This window comes from Labilibaculum filiforme, from assembly GCF_002843315.1.
In the GTDB taxonomy this organism is placed as follows: domain Bacteria; phylum Bacteroidota; class Bacteroidia; order Bacteroidales; family Marinifilaceae; genus Labilibaculum; species Labilibaculum filiforme.
In genome coordinates this window covers 100,915-123,770 of the sequence record NZ_MVDD01000011.1, presented here as the reverse complement: position 1 = coordinate 123,770, position 22,856 = coordinate 100,915, and the positions used below count along the sequence as shown (strand labels likewise).

The 22,856-nt window shown below is 35.6% G+C and carries 17 protein-coding genes; 8 read left to right on the top strand and 9 right to left on the bottom strand.

Annotated features, from left to right (window positions below; genetic code table 11):
* Positions 1 to 602 (top strand): IS91 family transposase (locus tag BZG02_RS14810; protein ID WP_180335742.1); only part of this gene is annotated, 602 nt, incomplete at its 5' end.
* Positions 603 to 868: 266 nt separating this feature from the next.
* On the opposite strand, the gene BZG02_RS14805 is transcribed toward BZG02_RS14810, so the two are convergent.
* Entirely contained in the window at positions 869 to 3,193 is a 2,325-nt protein-coding gene (locus tag BZG02_RS14805; RefSeq protein WP_101262220.1) for an SEC-C metal-binding domain-containing protein, read from the bottom strand.
* 893 nt (positions 3,194 to 4,086) lie between these two features.
* Here BZG02_RS14805 and BZG02_RS14800 point away from each other — a divergent pair.
* Both BZG02_RS14800 and BZG02_RS14795 read left to right on the top strand, forming a co-directional pair.
* A complete protein-coding gene (locus BZG02_RS14800) occupies positions 4,087 to 4,455 on the top strand; it encodes a lipocalin family protein (RefSeq protein ID WP_180335741.1) in 369 nt (122 codons plus the stop codon).
* Between the two features lie 4 nt (positions 4,456 to 4,459).
* On the top strand, positions 4,460 to 7,564 hold the full coding sequence (locus tag BZG02_RS14795; RefSeq protein WP_180335740.1) for an AsmA family protein: 3,105 nt from the start codon (positions 4,460 to 4,462) through the stop codon (positions 7,562 to 7,564).
* Positions 7,565 to 7,793: 229 nt separating this feature from the next.
* Here the strand turns inward: BZG02_RS14795 and BZG02_RS20860 are convergent, their stop codons facing one another.
* The 6 genes from BZG02_RS20860 to BZG02_RS14765 all read right to left on the bottom strand — a co-directional run bounded on the left by BZG02_RS20860 (position 7,794) and on the right by BZG02_RS14765 (position 15,166).
* Positions 7,794 to 9,122 (bottom strand): Ig-like domain-containing protein, encoded by a 1,329-nt coding sequence (locus BZG02_RS20860; RefSeq protein ID WP_180335739.1) that lies wholly within the window; start codon positions 9,120 to 9,122, stop codon positions 7,794 to 7,796.
* Between the two features lie 333 nt (positions 9,123 to 9,455).
* Positions 9,456 to 10,484 carry a beta galactosidase jelly roll domain-containing protein gene (locus tag BZG02_RS14785; protein ID WP_143470487.1) on the bottom strand — a complete coding sequence of 343 codons (1,029 nt, stop codon included), beginning with the start codon at positions 10,482 to 10,484 and terminating at the stop codon, positions 9,456 to 9,458.
* A 28-nt stretch (positions 10,485 to 10,512) separates the two neighbouring features.
* Positions 10,513 to 11,589 (bottom strand): beta galactosidase jelly roll domain-containing protein, encoded by a 1,077-nt coding sequence (locus BZG02_RS14780; RefSeq protein ID WP_101262216.1) that lies wholly within the window; start codon positions 11,587 to 11,589, stop codon positions 10,513 to 10,515.
* A 31-nt stretch (positions 11,590 to 11,620) separates the two neighbouring features.
* Positions 11,621 to 11,989 (bottom strand): hypothetical protein, encoded by a 369-nt coding sequence (locus BZG02_RS14775; RefSeq protein ID WP_101262215.1) that lies wholly within the window; start codon positions 11,987 to 11,989, stop codon positions 11,621 to 11,623.
* Between the two features lie 928 nt (positions 11,990 to 12,917).
* Complete coding sequence (locus BZG02_RS14770) at positions 12,918 to 13,604, bottom strand: response regulator transcription factor (RefSeq protein ID WP_101262214.1); 687 nt, start codon at positions 13,602 to 13,604, stop codon at positions 12,918 to 12,920.
* Between the two features lie 17 nt (positions 13,605 to 13,621).
* Positions 13,622 to 15,166, bottom strand: coding sequence for a sensor histidine kinase (locus BZG02_RS14765; RefSeq protein WP_101262213.1), 1,545 nt, complete (start codon positions 15,164 to 15,166; stop codon positions 13,622 to 13,624).
* Between the two features lie 288 nt (positions 15,167 to 15,454).
* On the opposite strand from BZG02_RS14765, the gene BZG02_RS14760 reads away from it, so the two are divergent.
* Positions 15,455 to 17,422 (top strand): sensor histidine kinase, encoded by a 1,968-nt coding sequence (locus BZG02_RS14760; RefSeq protein ID WP_101262212.1) that lies wholly within the window; start codon positions 15,455 to 15,457, stop codon positions 17,420 to 17,422.
* Between the two features lie 86 nt (positions 17,423 to 17,508).
* Here the strand turns inward: BZG02_RS14760 and BZG02_RS14755 are convergent, their stop codons facing one another.
* Positions 17,509 to 18,660, bottom strand: coding sequence for an iron-containing alcohol dehydrogenase (locus tag BZG02_RS14755; RefSeq protein ID WP_101262211.1), 1,152 nt, complete (start codon positions 18,658 to 18,660; stop codon positions 17,509 to 17,511).
* Positions 18,661 to 18,689: 29 nt separating this feature from the next.
* Entirely contained in the window at positions 18,690 to 19,361 is a 672-nt protein-coding gene (locus BZG02_RS14750; protein ID WP_101262210.1) for a type 1 glutamine amidotransferase domain-containing protein, read from the bottom strand.
* A 95-nt stretch (positions 19,362 to 19,456) separates the two neighbouring features.
* On the opposite strand from BZG02_RS14750, the gene BZG02_RS14745 reads away from it, so the two are divergent.
* The 4 genes from BZG02_RS14745 to BZG02_RS14730 all read left to right on the top strand — a co-directional run bounded on the left by BZG02_RS14745 (position 19,457) and on the right by BZG02_RS14730 (position 22,851).
* On the top strand, positions 19,457 to 20,356 hold the full coding sequence (locus BZG02_RS14745; RefSeq protein WP_101262209.1) for a LysR family transcriptional regulator: 900 nt from the start codon (positions 19,457 to 19,459) through the stop codon (positions 20,354 to 20,356).
* 21 nt (positions 20,357 to 20,377) lie between these two features.
* Entirely contained in the window at positions 20,378 to 20,734 is a 357-nt protein-coding gene (locus BZG02_RS14740) for an arsenate reductase family protein (RefSeq protein ID WP_101262208.1), read from the top strand.
* Between the two features lie 132 nt (positions 20,735 to 20,866).
* Entirely contained in the window at positions 20,867 to 21,211 is a 345-nt protein-coding gene (locus tag BZG02_RS14735) for a phenylpyruvate tautomerase MIF-related protein (protein WP_101262207.1), read from the top strand.
* Between the two features lie 329 nt (positions 21,212 to 21,540).
* On the top strand, positions 21,541 to 22,851 hold the full coding sequence (locus BZG02_RS14730) for an aspartate kinase (protein ID WP_101262206.1): 1,311 nt from the start codon (positions 21,541 to 21,543) through the stop codon (positions 22,849 to 22,851).
* Positions 22,852 to 22,856: the final 5 nt, after the last annotated feature.

The following is a 22,856-nucleotide window of genomic DNA, read 5'->3' as shown; positions in this document are numbered from 1 at the left end:
AGGGAAAGGATAAATATTTGTTTCCTGTAAAAGCTATGAGTAAAGTTTTTCGGGCACGTTTTACCCGGCAAATCAGATTGCATTTTAATCTCACACCAGAGATCTACAAACAATTGTTTCAGAAAAAATGGGTGGTGTACTGCAAACGGCCTTTCTTTGGCCCCAAACAAGTGGTAGAATACCTTGGCCGATACACCCACAAAGTTGCTATTAGCAATCACAGACTGATAGATATAGCAGAAGGGAAAGTAACTTTTATGGCGAAAGATTACCGGCAGGGAGGCAAAAAACATCCTGTAAGTTTAAGTGATGGAGAATTTATTCGAAGATTCTCCTTACATATTTTGCCAAAGGGATTTACACGCATTCGGCATTACGGCATACTTTCGAGTTCGCTAAAACAAGAGATTCTGCCCATTTTGCACGAGCAATTGGGCTCGATTACTATTTGCCTAGAACAAAAAAGTAAACATCGAATTTGTCCAACTTGTAAAAAAGGAGAACTCATCACCATCCGGTATTTTGATAATCGAGGCCCTCCGAAAAACATCAAAGCTCTTGATACATCAATTATTCAGGCTATTGTAAAAATAAAGTCTTAACAAAAGGCTACTGCCATAGCTATGTGCCATTGTCAACTATTCTAAATCTAAAACACAAAAAAAGCTGTAGACGGATCTACAACTTTCTATTATTCTTTGAAATTACTGCATTTAAAAATCTTTCCATATTAAATTCCATTTCTAAAAAGGTTTTCACTTACACCATTCCCCATAAAGTAGCAATAATGTCATCGGTTACGTCAACCCACCGTTCATGCTGGGCAGTTCCTGCCACACGAACGCTTAGTTGTTAGCGGTAGGTTTTGTTAATTAAACCTCCCACAACAACGTTTATATTTTTTGCCACTAGAACAAGGGCAAGGCTCATTCCGTCCTATTTTTTTTCCATATTTAATGTGTTTCCCTTTATTTTCACCATCAAACATATCTTTGATTTCCTCTTCAAGAATTTCATCATATTCCCATTTTTCATCATTAAAAACAAATCCATTTATAAACTTATCACTATCCTTCACACAGCCAATACCTATCCAGCAATCTGCTTTACTTTTATATTTTCTTGCCCGACTATATTTAAGGAGCATTTTCATTAATTCCTCAGAGTTATTATCACCCCATGAAATAAATGACAAACCAAAAGAAGACCTCTCAGGACCAGCCATTAAAGAGAAATTATGCCATGAATTATCATTTCTAGTTTTAGCTTTAGTTTCTTTAATTAACCTGACTAAATTATCCCTTGATTGTTCAGACCAATCAAGTAAATGAAAAATTACATCAGTTACTTTTGGTGAAGTTAAGTTTCCTAATTGATTGCATAAAGTTTCAAAATCCTTGTTTTTCCAGCGATTCTTTATTCTATCATTTTTTGATGATGTTTCAATACCTAACTTAAAAGGGTAGTAATTTCTATCAATTAGTTGTCCAAGGCTAGTATCTATTTGCATAAAATCAGCTTTGTTATCTTTCCAAAGTTTATTAACTAAATGATACCCTAAAAAATTAATTTCCTCATTAGCATGAAAATACTCCATTAAATCAATTCGCTGTCTGACGTAATAAAGGAAATCATAAGGATTATCAAGATAAAATAGGACAAGTTCTAAATCAAAGATTGTCAAGAATAATGGATGAGGAGAGTTTTCTTCTTTTTCTAATAATATAGAGGTTTGATGAGTTAGTGTTGTATAATTTTCAGTTGTAATTCCAAGAATATAAACTTCCTCAATATCTTCCGATAGTTCAATTTTTTCTCCTTCTGAATTGTAAAAAGTTGCTGTATTTTCAAGAATCCTTTCTCTACAAACAACTCCCTGATTATATGCATCCTGCACTGCTCCTTTAAAATCTTTTTGAAGTTGTTCAAAGCTACCCTTTCGAGATAATTGTGTTAGCTTCTTAGATTTTACCTGAACACATAATGCTTTGCTCCCAAGTACGCATAAAACATCAATATCTGAATCATCATGACCTTTTTTTGATTCTATTCTAACCGATTGAAACACCCTGTTACTACCAAATACATTCTCTAATAACTCAAAAGTGATTTCTTCTCCTACTTTACCACGATGGTCGGATAATTTGCCATGGTATTTTTTGTCCTCAAGCATCCAGTAGTAAGGACTTTCATATACAGCCTCAAATATAGAAAAACTAATTGGGATGAAGTATTTTTTATTTTCTAGTTCAATTATTGGTTTTGCGGTAAATAGATTAAAATCTCCAATATTTTTATATTGCTTATTTACACCTTTTGAATTAGCAGGAATAGAAAAATTATTTAAAAAGCTTACGATGTTTAAGTTTGAATCAAATTCATCTGAAGAAATACATAACAAATCTAAAAGTCCCTCATAAAATGAAATCCACCCACTTTCTGTTATTTCAGGTACAAGACCTTTCTTAATATGGCTTTCAATATCAAATAATTCAAAGAATTGATAAAATTCCATCATCGATAAAAATTCATCAATTTTCTTTTTTCGACCTTCTTTCGGGATTGATTTATCCTTTTTGAGTTCCTTTAATATCTTCGCCTTGTTTTCTTTCAGCCCTAGAAAATTTACTTTACTTATTTTTTCTTGATGAAGTGTCTTAATGCGTGATACAATTTCATTTGCTTCCTTAAAATTAAAGGCTTTATTGTCTCTCAACCAGACTTCATCGTATTTATATTTCTTTTCTAAATATTCAAGGTACTGAAAATCATATATTCCATCTCCTGCATAAAAAATCGGCTCTATAAAGGAATTTTCCCCTCCAAAGAAATCTTTTTTACTTGGAGTAATATCAGAATCTTGGTTTTCGAAAATGTCTTTAAACTTATCAATCATGGGTTTGTTTGTAGAACTGTGTAGTTCTTCCATCAATGAATAAGTTCTTTTTTTAAATTCCAAAAGGTCAAATGGAGATTCTGGTTTTGCTAACGAAATAGATTCTTGTATCAACAGTCCAAATATAAGTGATACTTCATTCTTATTTAATCTTTCCCAATAATTTACCTCATGCATCTTTTCAACTTCAAAATGGAAATCATCCATTATGATTAAACATAAGGCGTAAATGTACCCTACTGAATTAACCAATTCTTTTAGGTCTTTAATTATTTCCTTTGAATCACGTATTTCCATTTAATTAATTGTTGAGAGGTTTCCTTTTGGGTTAACTTACCGCTAACTTGTTAAATTGTGCACCATAGGTGCACTTATTTCTACTATATCAAGCAAAAGGTGCACAATACATGCTAATACGGGATGTATTGTGCACCTTTTGTCTTTTCGTTCCCGAATCTACAAAACAATAAAGCCGCAACAAAAAATTATTATAATTATTTTACAGGGCATTATAACTTTAGAATATCTTGTCAACAGATACTCTTACCCAACTCCTATTGCATGCTATGTGGCTAAAGCCTATTCACTGATTCTCTTTTTATCAGCTGCTTAAAAGCAAGAGCAATAAATATTCAGCTTTAATTTTTTTATCTATTGCAGTTCGGCTTTAGCCAACTGAATCCAGAACATTCTCACCAATTGCTTTAGCATCATTTTATTATTACCCATCAGTACCTAAACCTGCATAACAATAAGATGCCCACAATGCAATCTGAAAGGTATTTTACAGACAGTTATGAGCTGAAAAATAAAGTGTTTTTGGTACTATTTTACTACAATAAAGTAGTATTTTTGAGCTGTATTTTTAAATAAATAAACAGATGAAACATACTTGTGAAAAATGGCACACACAAGGGCATGATTATTGATAGTGGTAAGTTCTCTTGATAAATTCAGAGCAAACCACATAACAATTAAAAAACAAATAATACACATATGAAACGTCCATGTATAAAGCTTTCTACACACAGGGAGATGATTATTCCAGCATGGTAAGTTCCATATGGCAACTAAAAAACAAATAATACACATATGAAACGTCCATGTCAAAGGTGTTTTGACACACAGGGAAATGATTATCACAACATGGTAAGTTCCATATGGCAACTAAAAAAACAAATAATACACATATGAAACGGATCGCATTAATTTTTTCAAGCATTGCTTTACTAGTACTTTTCTCAACCTCATGTTCTGATGACGATGATGTTCAACCAAGTTTTGATCAATCATTAATTATTGGCAAATGGAAAAGTGGAACCCTATTCGAAAGATACGACGCTGACAAATCGGGTGCTACCTGGGATACTAAAGATGATGTTGAAGAATCAGAAGCTCAGGAATTTACCTGGACTATTGAAAAAGACCAGTTAGAGCAGATTCATATCATCGTGAATGGTGGCTTGGTTCCTAAAACATACACCATTACCGATCTAACGGCATCGACCTTAGAGTATGAAGACGCTTACGGAAACACAAAATCATTTAGCAAACAATAGTAGCATGCGAATCGTAAAAAAAGTTGGAATAGCTTTACTGGCAGTAGTTTTTATAGTAACAATAGCTACGGCAATAGCCTTATGGTATATTTTTACACCCGAAAAATTAACTCCAATAGTTAATAAACAGGCAAAAGATTATTTAACCTGTACTACTAGTATCGAAAAAGTGGCACCAACTTTTTTTACTACCTATCCGTTTTTTGGAGTAGAGATAAGCAATCTCTGTTTAACAGAGAATAATAGTGCTTCGAAAACAGATACCTTGCTATACGCGCAAAAATGCTTTGCCTCCTTAAATGTTATGTCGTACTTATTTCACGACAACATAAAGCTGAACTCGTTTTTAGTTGAAAATGGGTATTTAAATTTCAAAATAAACAGTAGCGGGCAGTCTAATTTCGATATCTTAAAAAGTAGTTCCGATACCACAGAGGTCGATTCCGAAGCTTCTTCACTTGGCGATATCGACATCAGTAATGTAGAATTTAAGAACTTTACTGCCAATTATGCCGATGAGTTAAGCTTTAGAAAAGCAAAGGTTACCAATTTAGATGCAGCAATTGAGTTGAACTACAGCAACAACAAGCAGTCTTTTGATTTGGATGTACAAGTAAATAGATTGCTGTTTACCACCTCCGATTCGATGGCACTTTATGTGGATGCCAGGAACTGTGATCTGAAAATGACTTCGAAGGCGAAGGACAAAAACCGATTCAATTCCGATGTAAAACTTGTTTGCAAGGAAATGTCGCTTGCAATGGCTGGCGATACCCTTTTATCGAATTTAAAAGTGAATAGTCATTTGCCTTTTACTTTGAACCTGGCCGAGAATAGTTACGATTTCGAAAAAGCCGAACTAATTGTGAACAACGAGCAAGAACTTGCTTTTAATGGCTTGATAAAAATACAAACCGATTATTCCATCATCACAGACCTTACCTACGCCACCAATGAATTGGATGTGGAAAAAATAATTGCGCTGGTTCCTAAAGCATATGCCGAGCCGCTAAAAGATTTGCTTGCCAAGGGATATGCACAAGCCTCCGGGTCGGTAACCGGATTGTATTCGGAAACCAGCTATCCGCTTGTGAGCACAAACCTAAACTACAATAAAGGCGAAATTAAATATGCAACCTATCCAAAGGTGAAGAACATTCAATTGGCTATGTCGGCAAAGGTCGATGTAAATAAAAACCAGACTTCGGATATTACTGTAACCAGTAGCTCGGCGAAAATACTAAATAGCACCATTTCTGTTACAGGAAATATCTCGGATCTATTGGAAGTTGCCCAATACGACCTCTATTCGAAGGGCGATATCCACTTATCCGATTTTAAGTCGTTTATCCCAAAAGATCAAAATATAATGGTTCAGGGTTTGATAAATGGAAATTTGCATGCCCGGTTTTCTCAATCTGATATAGATAGAGAGGAATATCACCGTATTTATTTGACTGGCGATTTTACGGCCCAAAATTTTGATGCCGTTTACAACGATACTACTAAGATAAATCTTCCGGCAGCAACAATTAAACTTAATATGCCCAGTCAGGCCAAGGCTGACAAAAACCTATTGTTTGCAAGCTTCAAAATTGATGCTCCAAACAGCACCATCAATATATCTCCTACAATGAGTGCCGTAACTAAAGACATGGAGCTTTCTGTAGCCATCAACAACTTGGCAAAAGGAGCTTCTGCACCAATTACATCCTGTACTTTTAAATTGGGTCAGCTGTATGCTGTTGCAGATACTTTATCGGTTCGTGCAAATCATGCAAACGGCCAATTCGAATACCTTCCAAGCTGGAAAGGAAAACAAGAAATTGCGCTAATTAATTCTACTATTAATAGTGCAGATATTGCCATAGCAAATCAAGACTCTATTCTGTTTGATGCTAAAAAACTGTACGCAAAAACAAATTTACAGTACGACGATTCGCAAACTAATGTAATTCTTAAATGGCAACCCGAAGTAGAAATCGATTTCTCGGATGCAATTTATAATTGGAGCGAACAGCTGAATGGTACCATTCCAAACATTTCGTTTACACTGAATCCGGATAGTATGGAGATTAAGAAAGCGGCTTTAACTTTGGGAAATTCCGACTTTAGTCTTACCGGAAAACTTACCGACATTTCGAGCTATTTTAACGACCAAGCATTGCTAAAAGGCAACTTTAATTTGGTTTCTAAAAATACCGATGTATATCAGCTAATGGACATTTTTAACGGTTTGGGAAGTCAGGATTCAACGCTCGCCAGCAATGAGGTTGCCACGGAAGAAGCTCCGTTTATGGTACCAAAAGGGGTCGAAATTCGATTAAAAACAAGCATTGCCACCGCGGTAATAAATAGTCATCTCATCGAAAACATCAAGGGAGGACTCACCGTTAAAGATGGTACACTTGTTCTCGACCAAATGGGTTTTACGAACAAAGCTGCCAATATGCAACTTACAGCAATGTACCGTTCCGACCGACAAAATCATCTTTTTAGTGGCATCGACTTTCACCTTTTAAATATTGATATTGCGGAACTTATTGCGTTGCTTCCATCGGTAGATACCATGATTCCAATGCTAAAATCGTTTAAAGGAAAAGGCGAATTTCATTTGGCAGGAGAAACCTATCTGAAGAGCGATTATTCTTTAAAACAATCGACAATTCGTGGTGCTGCTGCTTTTCAGGGACAGGAACTAACCCTTATGGATACGGAAACATTCGGCATGATTGCTAAGAAACTACTATTCAAGAAAAAAACAGTAAATGTAATCGATAGTCTAAGTGTTGAAATGACGCTTTTTAAAGATGAAATTGATGTTTATCCTTTCCTGATTGTAATGGATAATTATAAGGCAGTTATTTCTGGTCGTCATAATATGGACAATAGCTTTAACTATCATATCTCGGTAACGGATACCCCACTACCTGTTCGCTTAGGACTAAATGTTACCGGAACAATGGATGATTTACACTACGACTTAGTGGAATGCAAGTATAAACACTTGTACAATCCAAAAAAACAAGGAGCACTGGAGGGACAAACCTTACGTTTGAAAAAGCTGATTTCGGAATCGCTTAAGGAGAATGTGAAAGAGTTCGAATAGGGGGACAAGTTTCAAGTACAAAGTAGAAATTATGCATTGCCCCGTGCTTTAGCTCGGGGATTTGAAAGTCAAGGAGCAAGCTACAAGACCCAACAGCATTTTTTTAACCTGCCAGCCTCTGGGTTCTAGCAAAATGAAACAAAAAAGATCCGAAGTAATTGAAATTACTTCGGATCTTTGTATTTAGTTTGGTAAAACGAAAACCTCACGAATAAAAGCAATTATCCTATTATTCCTCCACTAATTTCCATGTTCTAACCCAATCAACTCTCATGGTATTAATTGCATCATCGGCCAAATCGCTTTTTAGTGCCAAACCTCCCAACCAATTAGCTTCATTAGTCCACAAATCAAAAATTATCTCTAAATCTCTAGTAAATTCACGATCAGGGTACGTTGTCCCAGATCTGTCGTGTCCAACAACCACCTTGCCTGCAGGCTCCCCATCCAAATAAAATTGAATATTCTTTTCATCTTTCCACCACACGCCAAAAGTATGGTAATCTTCGTTCCATTTTACTCCTTTCAATGGATTGGCACCCGATAAATTTGTATTCAAAAAATTATCCTCGTCGCGTATTTCAACAGGTGTTTTATCGGAATCTGCATGAAAATATTGCGAATTCATTTGTACAGCAAAATCGGGCTGACAGCCACAAGATGGCTTTGAATTGTTTTCGATGATGTCAATCTCATCTCTATCTGTTGAGTTTCCATTGTTCAACCAATAAGTATTAAATGCTGAAATATGTGCTGTTTTAATTCTTGCCTCGGTATACATTGGGTAATTGGTTTCCGCTTTTGAGTGAATTCTAGCTGTCTGAAACCATCGACCATCGGCATTACTTTCATTTAAGCTAGCCTTAATCCATAAATTACCATCGCTTACCCCTGAATTATCATCCGATTGCGACATGAATACTGGCACTCCGTAATTCCAAGTAGACTTAAACCATTTGTTGGTATCCCAAGTAGAAAACTCATCGGACATACTTTCCATTTTCACCCATTTTTTTCCTTCGGGTGTTGTATTGTTTATGGATACAAATGATGGATTATTGGGATCGATATTATTGAAATCGGCTAGTGTTGGAGCAGAAACCACTGCGTTTACAGTAACAGTAACACTTACACTTGCCTCATCTGTATCTCCATCAACATCGGTAATTGTATATTTAAAGCTATCCGTACCATTAAAATCAGCATCGGGAACATATTCAAATACACCATCGCTAATCTCCCTCACTTCACCATTTATAGCATTTGCCAATAAACTATAATCTTCACCATCACCACCATCTTTGCCTATTTCGTCATTGTCCGAAACAGTAAGTTGATTAGACTTGCCTGAAAAACTATCTTCAAGCACCGTTAAGTTATCATTCGTAGCAATTGGTGTATCATTTGCCCCTGCTGTTTCCTTATCCGAGTCAGAATCAGATCCACAAGCATTTAAACATAGAGATAATGATATAATAAGCAACAAGTATTTGTGAGTAAAGCTTGGTTTATGCATCATTTGTATCGATAAAAGTGAAATAAAATATAAATTCTTCAATTGATTTTCGATTGAACAAATGAAAGTACAGTTCCTTTACTAAGCTTTCACATTTTATGACTAGACAAAAACTGAACAGATACAACAAATACTATTTGGAGAGCTATTTTAAACTATTATTAAAAAAGGTGAATGGTAAAAAGAAAGGCTAAAAGAAGTAACAAATATCAAGATCCAAGTAACAAGTACAAATTAGAAATTATGCGTTGCCCCGAGCTTTAGCTCGGGGATTTTAAAGTCATGCATCAAGCTACAAGACCCGACAGCGTTTTTTGTAACCTGTCAGCGTCTGGATTCTTGGAGTAAATCTCAAATCCCACAGCTAAAAATCCACTATCTCCTTCGTCGTTTGTTCCAATACTTAATGTAATGATCCTGAGAAATCAGTCCAATGGAACCGGTATAAATTCCTCCTCCTTCCATGGCATCAAACACGCGCACAACAATTCTATTTTTCTGTCCTTTTTTAATCAGATTTGGAGGTAAATAATAGCCTCTAACTTGCTGATAGCTATCGGAATATTGTCGCACGGTTGAAGGATCAAATTCGCCAGATTGTCCTACCAACACTCCATTTACAATTACCTGATCGATATCGTCAATTTTGCCTAAAACCAGAACCATTCTTTCGACTATTAGCTTTTCATCTGCCTTAAAATCGAGTGCATAACAGGCATAACCATCGTAATTTTTATAGCCTTGATTCTCCCAATGTCCGGGAACAATAATACGATCCCAACTGTCTATGGCCTGCAAATTCTCATGTGCATAACGCCCTGTTTTAAAACGCCATTCTCCCTGTAAGTCGATATCAACAGGAATCGCATCGCGATCAAGCACAATAGAGACATCCCCATAAACAATTCCCCCTTCGCCCACGTCATCATACACACGAACAGCGATCACATTTTTTTCCAGCAGAATATTAGCAGGAATATTGTAAACACGATTAGAAGTATAAGCAGTAGAAAAATGAGGAGGAAAACTTCCCGTTTGACCAATCTTTTTCCCATTAATGAAAACCTCATCCACATCGTCGATATTTCCCAACTTTAAATACAAACTTTGTGTTTTGGAAACATTTGGATTATTAAAATTCGTTCGGTACCAAGCATAACCATCGTAACCATGAAAACCCTGATTTTCCCAGGCTGAGGGAACATCTACCCGCTCCCAATTCGAATCATTAAAGTTCGGATTGGCCCACTTCGCATTATCGCCAATTGAAAATTTCCAACGACCATTTAAATCCACCACTTTCTGATAGTTCTGTGCTCTGGATTCTGTCGTAAATCCACAAAGCAAGAACATTACAAAAAGAAACTTCATCCATTTCCCTATCTGCTCACTCATTCTCTTCATACTCTTTTCTATTTTCCTTTCGGAAAGATTAATCAAACCAATAATCGATAAATTTTTCAAAACTCGATCGATTGTCTTGATACTCTCGTTTCCCCATTTCTTCGGCTAATTCGACACTTGCAATTCCAATTGGTCCCTTATAAATTCCACCAGGTCCTGTATGGTCTATAACCATTACCTCCAAAATATTGGCTCCCCTAGTATTTAGTACACCACTTGGAATGGTATAAGCACGAAAAGACAAATGATTTAAGTCTCCAGACCAACTTCTACCTCGTTTTGGCCCCATCCACTTGAGTCTTTCGCCATTTAAATACACCTCATCATTATCATCAATAACTCCCAAAATTAAGGCTTTTCCCGAAGCACTCAGCTTAGAAGAATAAGTGAATTCTTTGCTATATTTTACTTTTCCATCCAATCCATTAAATCCTCTGGCTTCCCAAAATCCAGGAACAAATATTTTTCCTTTTCGATAGGTAATGCAGTTCAAATTCCCTTCATCCACCGATTGTCCACATTCAAAATCCCAATAACCCGTTAAGTCGACATCCATTCTTTCCTGATCCCTATCCACAAAAATACCAACTGGTCCTGCTGTGATTCCACCATAATCTATTTGATCGAAAACCCGAACAGCAATTACGTTCTCGCCCTCTTTATTCAACAAATTCGCAGGAATTGGATACATTCTCGGAATATCATAAGCGGTTACCGTATGTGGTGGAAAATTCCCCGATGCTCCTACCAATTTCCCATTTAAATACACCTCATCCACATCATCAATATAGCCCATATACAAATAAAGATATTCTCGATTGTAAGGCTGGACTATCCGAAAACTTTTACGATACCAGGCAAAACCATTGTAATCCTCAAAACCATTCTCCTCCCAGGAATTAGGAACAAAAACAATCTGCCAATTAGAATCATCGTAATTGGGGAGGCTCCTTGCAGGCTCATCCCCAATTGAAAATTTCCAGTTTCCTTCAAGGTTTACCAAACTTTTCAGGTTTTCAGTCTGCCCTGCGACTCCCGAAAAAATCAGGAAGAAAAGGAGCAGATATCCTTTTAAAGTTTGGTTTTTATAGCTCTTCGCATTCATACTTTTTCTCTTCTAATTTTAAACCTACTAGTTATTGCTTTTCCACTTTAAATTTCACCTGAAGCGCCAATTCTTCTCCCACCAAATTAGAACTTGCCATAATACTACTGTGCTTCATAGTTTTGCGAACAGCCTCTTTCAACTCATCATCAAAACCAATTACTTTACTTACTACCACCTGATTATTTTCATTTATAGTACAACGTAAAACAATTAATTCCGACTTTCCAATTTCCATAAATTCCACAAAGTTTGTTTTAGCTACCGCTTTGCGAATTTTATTCATCAACAGGATTTTCTCCTTCTCTATTTTCGATTTTATGGGAGTTGTTGCCATTCCCAGGTTTGCAGTTAAAAATAAACATGCCAATGCAAAAAATGCAATTTTTATCGTTTTCATCGCCCCAATTTTTAAGTTACCAATCCATTTTCGATTTTAAAAAGAGAATGGAGTCGTACGCCCACCATTCCTTTCTTCTATCTTAACTTTCTATTGGTAAAATTAGGCCCTTAAAAAAACATTTATGTCACCCCAAAGTTATCAGTTGTCATCAATTGTCACAGACTAAAAAAAAGTTCAAAGTAACAAGGATAACAGATTTGTTTATTAAATGAATATAACTTCTCAAACACCCCTCTGCCTGTCGGCATCTCCCCTGAAAAGGGAGAATTTTATACTTGCTACTTTGTTCTTGAAACATGTTGCTTGACTTTAAAATCCCCGAGCTAAAGCACAGGACAATAAATATTTTCACTTGTTACTTGATACTTGCTACTTTGTTCTTGATACTTGAAACATGTTGCTTGACTTTAAAATCCCCGAGCTAAAGCACGGGCCAATACATAATTTCTACTCTGTACTTGTTTCTTCTTGCTTTGCACACCCCTCTACCTGTCGGCATCTCCCTTGAAAAGGGAGAATTTTATACTTGCTACTTTGTACTTGATACTTGAACCATGTTGCTTGACTTTAAAATCCCCGAGCTAAAGCACGGGCCAATACATAATTTCTACTCTGTACTTGTTTCTTCTTGCTTTGCACACCCCTCTGCCTGTCGGCATCTCCCCTGAAAAGGGAGAATTTTATACTTGCTACTTTGTTCTTGATACTTGAACCATGTTGCTTGACTTTAAAATCCCCGAGCTAAAGCACGGGCCAATACATAATTTCTACTCTGTACTTGTTCCTTCTTGCTTTGCACACCCCTCTGCCTGTCGGCATCTCCCCTGAAAAGGGAGAATTTTATACTTGATACTTTGTTCTTGATACTTTCGACTTTTTGACTTTTTGACTTTTTGACTTTTCGACTTTTCGACTTTTCGACTTTCTACACCACCAAACGATACCCAACTCCATGTACTGTTAAAATAATTTTAGCATGATTAGGATCCTGCTCTATTTTATGCCGTAGTTTCAGAATAAAATTATCAATGGTTCGCGAAGTTGGTTGATATTCGGTTCCCCAGATATGATCCAAAAGGTCATCTCGACTAACAATCGTATTTTTATTGTCCCACAGATAGTTCAATATTTCGACCTCTTTGTGCGACATTTTTACTTCTTGTTGCTCCACATATCCTTCGAAAGAAGAAAAATTCACCGACAATTTTCCAATCTCGATGACTTGAGTAGTTTTAGTTTGTGAACTATTTTCGGTACGTCGCAAAACCGCCCGAATTCGTGCCAATAGTTCACGCAAACTAAATGGTTTAGTAATATAATCGTCGGCACCAAATTCCAATCCCAATACCTTATCGATCTCCTCTCCTCTTGCAGTCAGTAAAATTATTGGTGTTAAAATTCCCTTTTTGCGCACTTGTTTACAAATATCGAATCCTGATATTTTTGGAAGCATAACATCCAAAAGCACCAAACTATATTCATTTGTTGAGATTTTATCCAGTCCAATCTCCCCATCATCGGCAACATCAACCAAGTATCCCTCAAACTCCAAATTATCTTTTAGTCCCATTAACATGCTGGGCTCATCTTCTACAATTAGTATTGGATTCATACGATTATTATTTATTTTTATTGTAGCGGAAAACTCATGGTAAAACAAGTTCCTTTCTCCTTCGAACTTTCAACCGTTATTTGGCCTTTGTGAGCCTCCATAATGTGCTTCACAATGCTCAAGCCAATTCCCGAACCTTTCACCTTATTGGCCAAATCGCCAGAAGTCACCCGATAAAACTTATCAAATATCAACGGCTGATCTTTTGTAGCTATTCCAATGCCAAAATCGATGACCTGAATAAATGCAAAATCGGAATTTTTATCACAAACAATATCGATCCTTTTCGTATCGCCACTATATTTTACCGCATTGTCAATCAAGTTGATGAGAGCCTCAGAAACAGCTTCTTTGTCAATAATAATTAGAGGTAAATCGGCACAGGCTTTAAAATTAATTTCGAAACCTTTTTTATACAGATGTTGTCGGTAATTTTCGAAAATTGTTAGCATATTTTGATTCAAATCCGACTCTTTAAAATGATATTCCCGTTTTCCGCTTTCCATCTTGCTAAAATTAAGAATATTATTTACCATGTTCGATAAACGATTTGCTTCGGTATTAATCACCCGATAATATTCTTGTTTTTTTTCTTCGGATGACAAGCGACCCATTTCCAGGGTCTCCGAATACATATTTATTAGCGCTAAAGGCGTTCTTATTTCGTGCGATACATTCGATACAAAATCTGATTTTAATTGCGTAAGTTTCATCTGCTGGCGAATATTTCGGTACACAAACCAAGCTCCTAACAGAAGAATTAAATCCATCACTATCAGCATAATAATATTGGTTTTAGTTCTTTCCCGCACCAAATCCTCTATGGTATTTCCCTTCATCTGAATACCTAAATCAAAATCTGGAAACAGCCATATCTCCCGTCGTTGCTGAATATTCTTTTCCACATCATCATAAGGCACATTGGAATAAATTTCGGTGTTTAATTTTTTATCAATTACTGATATAAAAAACTGATCCTGCGCAATTCCTTGGATTTTGGGACCCAGATTCTCCCGAATAAATTTCTGTGTGTCCACAAGCAAAAAAACGGTTTCTACAGATAAAGTATCAACAGCTCTGGCAAATGCAAACAAACTCTTCCCTTTCATCTCGAAATCCAATACTCCAATTTTCTGATAACCACTTTTAATGTATTGTTGTAATCGTTCAATACTACCTTTGTTATTGGCAAGTGCATTTTCGAGCTGGTGGCTTAATTTGGAGATGCTATCGGCTGTAATTTTTTCTTTGGGGAGGAGTATTTGTTTAACTGAATCGATAAGATAGAATGCATCGATAGCATAATTCTTAGTCACCAATAATTCCATTTCCTTTTCAAGTCCATATTTTCCTTTGTCGAGCTGATTCGCCCATCCATTAACCACATCATCGGAATATTGATTCACAGAAAAAAGAATGGACTCTAACTGACTGGAATAAATAGAATCAATTACCACCTCGTTCTTATTTAAGTTGCTTATTTCGTAGGCCGAGAAAAATAAGGACGGCAAAACAACAATAAGTGTAAGAAGAATACCGATTTTCAATCCGGGTTTAATCATATTAATTCTTTTTGTATTCCAAATATAAGGAATAATGATGATGAAGCAGAAGGAAATAAAATTCCTTGCTTTGTAAATAAGAATTTTGAATTCGGCTTCCTAAACACTTCACCAGTTTCACCTCTTCTTAAATTGGTTAAAATAGATGAATCTTTTTAATCCTACTTTACGTAAATAAATCTTAATTCGTTGGTATATACACATAAGCAATTTATTAATGTGAAAAAATGACTAGAATATTTGAATTTTAAACTATCTTAAACTAAGTCTAATTTGAAAAGCATAGCCATGATGAATTCAAGAAAAAAGAAACTAAAACTACGAAGCTACTTCATTTTATCTATTTGTTTTTTACTTCTTGTTATAGTTGCCAGCGTTTCTGCTTCCTTCATGCCTGTACTTCAATCGGAGCAAACAAATCAGATCACAAATCAAGAAACAGACAAAAGCACTCTGCTAACAACCCACAAATCCTCCAAATTAAAGAACGTACTAATCCTTCACTCCTATCACGAAGGTTTCCCTTGGACCGATAGAATTATGAAAGGAGTAAATTCCATTTTAGGCAACGAAGATGTTGAGCTCTTTATTAACTATATGGATACAAAAAGATGTGCAGATGAAGACTATTTGCTACAATTGCGAGATATTTACAAAAAAAAATATGCCAAATTCCAATTCGACGCCATTCTTTCGACTGATGATAACGCGCTTAATTTCCTTTTAAAATTTGGAAAAGACCTTTTTCCTGATGTTCCTGTTGTATTTTGTGGAATTAACGATTTTCAAAAAAAACGAATCGAAGGAGAAACAAATTATACCGGCATCTACGAAAGTTACGACGTTTTAGGAACGGTTCGTTTAATTCAAAAATTTCATCCCGGAATAAAAACCATTGCCGTTATTAATGATGCCAGCGTATCGGGAAATGCCTTTTTAAACAGGGTGAACCGTATTGAAGAGGAACTAAAGGACTCTCTAAATTTTGAATATTTATCGGACCTTAGCATAGACAATTTGCATGCTGAATTAGCAAAACTACCTACCGATGCTGCCGTAATTTGGGGGATATATTTGCGCACACCAAATGGCATTACTCTTACCAGCGAAGAAAGTATTCAATTAACCAGTACATTTACTAAGCTCCCAATTTATTGTATTTGGGATGTAGTTGGACAAGGTGTAGTTGGAGGAAAAATTACAAGTCCTGTTTTTCAAGGCGAAGCTGCGGCAGAACTAATTGTTCGTATTCTAAATGGTGCGAATCCAAATTATATCCCGGTAACGGGAAGTCCATTATCCTATAAGTTTGACTACAAGCTACTACAACAATTTAACATCCCCAAAAGCGAGCTTCCAATAAATAGTATTGTACTAAACGAACCATTTTCCCTTTTTAAAAAATACCGGAAATTAATCGGAATACTCTCCTTTATTATAGCGATTCTAATAATTATTGTATTGGCTTTAATGCACTTGATACAAAAAATAAACATCACAAAAAAAATACTGATAAAAACCAACGAAAATCTTGAGCTAGCAAAAGCAAGAGCCGAAGAAAGCGACCAACTTAAAACCAGTTTTTTGGCTAATTTGAGTCATGAAATTAGAACCCCAATGAATGGAATTATTGGGTTTACAGAACTTTTAGATCATAAAAGTGTGACAATTGAAAAACAACAAAAATATTTAAGCCTCATAAAATCAAGTAGTCAGCGAATGCTCGAACTCATTAATAATTTAGTAGATATATCCAAATTAGAAACCGGACAAATTCATTGTTCACAGGATGCGGTCGATCTACAAAAAATAATGAATAATACTTACGAATTTTTCATTCCATTCACCGAAAAAAAGAAACTAAAATTTACTTACGAATCGCAAATTCAGGAGCAATCACTTTTCATTCTAACAGATCAAAACCGCTTAGAACAAGTCCTTTTTAATCTGCTAACCAATGCTATTAAATTTACAAAGCAGGGCGAAATAAAACTTGCCCTTGAAAAACGCGATAAGGAGCTGTACTTTACGGTAACCGACTCCGGACCAGGAATTCCCGACGACATGCAGGAAATAATCTTTGAACGATTCAGACAAGCCAGTCACACCGCCTTTCATGCCGAAGAAGGAAGTGGTTTAGGATTAGCAATCTCTAAATCACTGGTTGAATTAATGGGTGGAACAATGGGCGTTTATTCGGAACTTAACATGGGATCTAAGTTTTATTTTACCATTCCCTTTGTTGTTGCCGACTAATGTTCCTCCTTTTCGGTAAGTTGTCTATAAATGACAAAAGGCCGCACCAATTTCGGTACAGCCTTTATTATGATTCAAATTTCAGCTTACAAACGTGCTTCTAAAATTTCAGCAACATCTTTCACTTCCACATCAGGAAGCATACCTACATAGCCTTTTCCTTCGAAACGTTTCGCAATGGTGTTGATACTATCCTGACCAACATTAACATCGCTTAAACGTGTTTGAATACCTACTTGTTTAAAGAAAGCTTCGGTTTTTTCGATAGCCAAAGTCTTTTTCTCGTCATCAGTACCTTCGGTGATGTTAAAAATTCTCTCGGCATACTGAAGCAATTTTTCGCTTCTCTTCTCTTTCAATTGAGTTAATAATCCTGGCAAAACAATTGCCAAAGTCACTGCATGATCGATACCATGAAAAGCTGTAAGTTCATGACCAATCATGTGTGTAGCCCAATCGCTTTTCACACCCATTCCAATCAAACCATTCAAAGCCATTGTAGCCGCCCACATAAGGTTTGCTCTGTTCTCATAATCGGGAACATCCGAAGCAATTGCTTTAGGTCCTTCTTCCATTAAAGTAAGAAGTATTCCCTCTGCAAAACGATCCTGAACCGGAGAATTAACCGGATAAGTTAAGTATTGTTCCATTACATGCACATAAGCATCAACAATACCATTAATAATTTGTCTTTTTGGTAATGAATAAGTTGTTTCTGGATCTAAAACAGAGAATTTTGGAAACAATAATGGGTTACCAAAAGCCATTTTTTCTTTAGTTGCTGCCTTTGTAACAACACCACCATTATTCATTTCGGAACCTGTTGCTGCTAATGTTAAAACAGCACCCAAATCAACAGCTTTATTTATTGGAGCTCGTTTGGCTAAAATATCCCAAGCATCCCCTTCAAAATAGGTTGCTGCAGCAATAAATTTTGTTCCATCTACTACGGAACCACCACCTACTGCCAAAAGGAAATCAATCTTTTCCGATTTAACCACTTCAACAGCTTTCATTAAAGTCTCAAAGTGTGGATTTGGCTCAATTCCACCAAATTCAATAATTTCATAACCTTTTAAAGCATCCATTACCTGATCGTAAACACCATTTTTCTTAATGCTACCACCACCATAAGTCATTAAAATTTTAGCACCTTTTGCAATGTGCTTATTCAGTTCTGCAATTTTCCCTTTTCCAAAAAGTATACTTACTGGATTGTAAAAATTAAAATTTTCCATTTTATTCTAGTTGTGTTAATTATCTAATTCTATTTTTCTTTTAATACTTTCACTAATTCTTTGGCCATCTCCAAATCCGAAGACGGATTTTGTCCCGTTATTAAGCGACCATCAACTACCACGTACTCCTGCCAATTTGCAACACAAGAATATTTTGCTCCTTTTTCAATTAATGCTGTTTCTAACAAAAACGGCACCTTTTTCTCTGTCCCAATGGCCTCCTCCTCTTTATTACTAAAAGCGGTTAAATTCTTTCCTTCAATCAAAAAAGAACCATCCGCTAATTTCACATTAAGCAATCCTGCTCCTCCATGACAAACGGCACAAACAACACCACCTTTATCGTAAATTTTTCCGGCTATTTTTGCAATTCCCTCGCAATATGGCAAGTCGAAAGCAACCCCGTGTCCTCCCGGAAAATAAATAGCATCATAATCAGCAGCATTCACCTCAGTAGGCAATTTCGAAGCATGAAATTTTTCATTGGCTTCCTTATTCTTCAAAAAACTCTTTACTTTCGGATCATCCAAATCAAGCTTCTTTACAGGTACCGGTCCTCCTTTGGGAGATACAAAATCAATTTCTATATCATTTTTAATCAGGTGGAAATACGGTACAGCAACTTCCAAAACGTAACAACCAGATTCCCATCCGGAATCATCTTTAAAATGACTGGTTACTGCAAATAAAACTTTACTCATGCTTCTTAATTGTAATTTAAAACAAAGTTAATGTCTGTTTTTCTATAAAAAAAGTTATTCTTTTTATACATTTATATAAAATAATTTATGGCAGAATGTTGAATTTAGAATGGTATCGAACTTTTAAAGCAATTTACGAACGTGGCACATTAACCGGTGCTGCAGAGAGCTTACTAATTACACAACCTGGTGTTAGTCAGCAACTATCCTCCTTAGAAGCATATATGGGTGTGAAGCTATTTGAGCGAAAACCACGAAGGATGCTTCCTACTCCCAATGGTATGCAGCTATATAATCAAATTGAAGAAGCAATTATTCAGCTGGAAAAAACCGAAGAGAATTTTAAACGAAAAACCCTACTAAACAGGCCAAGAATAAAAATTGGAATGTATTTGGAAGTCTTCCACTATGCCTTTGCACCAATTCTAAATCAACTTGATATGGATGTGGAGTTTACCTTTGGTGAAACGGAAGAATTGCAAGATAAATTATTCCGAAAGCAACTTGATTTGCTGATTACAACAGATCAGAGTAGCTATAAGGATATAAAATACACCCCATTTTGTAGGGAAGAGTTATTGCTTATTAGTAGTAAAGAATTAGATACTATCCCTTTCAACCAATTTATTTATGAGAAGAAAATGGATACTGCCGAAAAGTGGCTCTCCGAACAAGATTGGTACTCGTACTCCTTTAAAATGGAAACCATAAAATCGTTTTGGACTGATAATTTTAAAAAACATCCCTATTTTAAACCTAGGTATGTGATTCCAAATATGAATGCCATTCTAACCGCCATTCAGCACAACCATGGATTGTGCTTATTGCCATATAGTATGTGTAAAGAATTACTGGATGCAAAAGAAATTAAAGAAGTGTGGCAAGGTGTAAAAACAACTTATTCTGCAAAATACTTTGCCATACAAATGCAGAGTAAAAACCTAAAACAGGCAGAAGAAATAATTGAAATCATTACACAAAACACCAATAAATAAAACCATAAAAAAAAAAGAACTATGAGAAAAATATATCATTTGGAAACTTGTTCTACTTGCAAGCGAATTATTAAAGAACTTAAGCTAAGTGCAGATTTTGAAAAACAGGATATTAAAACGGTGAAAATAACAGAAGCTCAACTAAATGAGATGGCCACATTATCGGGAAGCTATGAAAGCTTATTTAGTCGACGAGCAATTAAATACAAAGAACTCCACTTAAAAGATAAAAATTTAAGCGAAGAAGAATATAAAAATTACATTTTGAACGAGTACACTTTTTTAAAAAGGCCTGTACTCCTTATCGACAACGAAATTTTTGTTGGCAACTCAAAAAAAGTGGTCGAAAGTGCTGCAAAAAAACTTCATTTACAATAAAGAAGTATTTCCTATAATTTTGTAATTCTCTCATTAAGTAATACCTTGAGTGACTAAACTTACTATTTTCCGAATACCAAAAACCTACAAACGAGTATTTCTAAGTAGTATCTAATCTTAAAAATTTTAGCTATGCCTTATTTAAAAGTTCAAGCAAACAAGAGCTTTTCCAGCAAAGAACAACAAGATTTTTTAAAAGAGTGCTCCACCCTAATATCTATGGAATTGGGCAAACCCGAAAAGTATGTAATGACTGCCTTTGCGCCAAAAGTAGAAATGACTTTAGGCGGAAGCGAAGAACCTTCTCTATTCCTACAATTAAAAAGCATTGGTTTACCGGATACAAAAACAAAAGATTTATCGAATAAATTTGCCTGTTTGGCTGCTGAGAGGTTAGACATTGCAAAAGATAGAATTTTTATTGAGTTTATGGATGTTCCAAGAGGCTTTTGGGGTTGGAACGGAATCTTATTTTAGTGTAATTAATAATTAAATAGTTAATATTTTAACAATTTGAATAATTCCGATTGGAATAATAAATAATTTTACACAACTTTACCCCGTCAAATAAAAAAAGAAATAAATGATAATTACAGCCTTAAAATATAAGAAACATTATAAACGCAATAAACGTTCGTGACGTTTAGGGATTGGAATTGATGTGAAGCTATAAATAAGATATAAGCCTGCAGAAATTCTGCAGGCTTTTTTTGAAAAAGAAAATAAACCACAAGCAAATAGGGAGTTCCATTTGCTTTAAAAACTTCCATTTCGGGTCGAAATGGCAAAACTAAAATAATTAATCAATGAAAGTTTTAAAATTTGGTGGTACATCAGTTGGATCGCCTGAAAGAATTAGAAATCTTGCACAACTAGTTCAAAGTGATGAATCCAGAATCATAGTTCTATCGGCCATGGCCGGAACAACAAATTCTCTTGTTGAGATTACCGATCTTTTGTACAAGAAAGAAATGGGACAAGCCGATGAGAAAATCACGGAATTAGAAACAAAATATAGGGAACGAATTAACGAATTATTTACAAGTGAAAATGGAAAAAGTAAAGGCAATGAGTTAATCACATCTCATTTTAATTACATTCGCAATTTTGTGTACCGAAGTTTTACCACATTACAGGAAAAAGCAATTCTTGCACAAGGTGAATTAATCTCAACAGCATTTTTTCATTATTATTTGACTGAAATTGGTGTTGAATCTGTATTTCTTCCTGCACTTAATTTCATGCGAATTGATAAAGATGGGGAACCAGACTCTTACTATATTAAAGAAAATCTGGAGCGAGAAATTTCTCAACATCCAAACCAAAAACTATTTATCACTCAAGGATTTATATGTAGAAATGCTTATGGTGAAGTTGACAATTTAAAACGCGGAGGAAGTGATTATTCAGCTTCCTTAATTGGTGCAGCCTTGCAATCGGACGAAGTTCAAATTTGGACCGACATTGATGGATTTCATAATAACGATCCTCGTTTTGTTGAGAATACTCAAACTCTAAAACAATTATCATTTGACGAAGCGGCAGAGTTAGCCTATTTTGGAGCAAAAATTATGCACCCTTCGAGCATAATGCCTTGCAAGCAATTTCATATTCCTGTTCGCTTAAAAAATACACTTAGTCCTTCGGATGAAGGAACACTAATTACCGATGACATGCTTGGCAAAGGTATTAAAGCCATTGCAGCAAAAGATGGAATTACAGCCGTAAAAATTAAATCGGGACGAATGCTTTTGGCTTACGGTTTTCTTCGTAAGGTTTTTGAAATTTTTGAGATCTACAAAACGCCTATCGATATGATTACCACTTCGGAAGTAGCCATTTCTCTTACCATTGACGATGCTACTCACCTTGCTGAGATTGAATCGGAATTAGTAAAATTTGGTGTTGTAGAGATCGATGAAAATCAATCGATAATATGTATTGTTGGTGATTTTATTTCCGAATCGGCTGGTAGTGCTAAAAAAGTACTGGAAGCACTAGAAACTACCCCATTACGAATGATTTCCTACGGAGGAAGTAAGCACAACATTTCCGTATTGGTAGATCAAAAAGATAAAGTAACAGCCCTAAGGGCATTAAGTAGTCATTTATTTTAATTCTT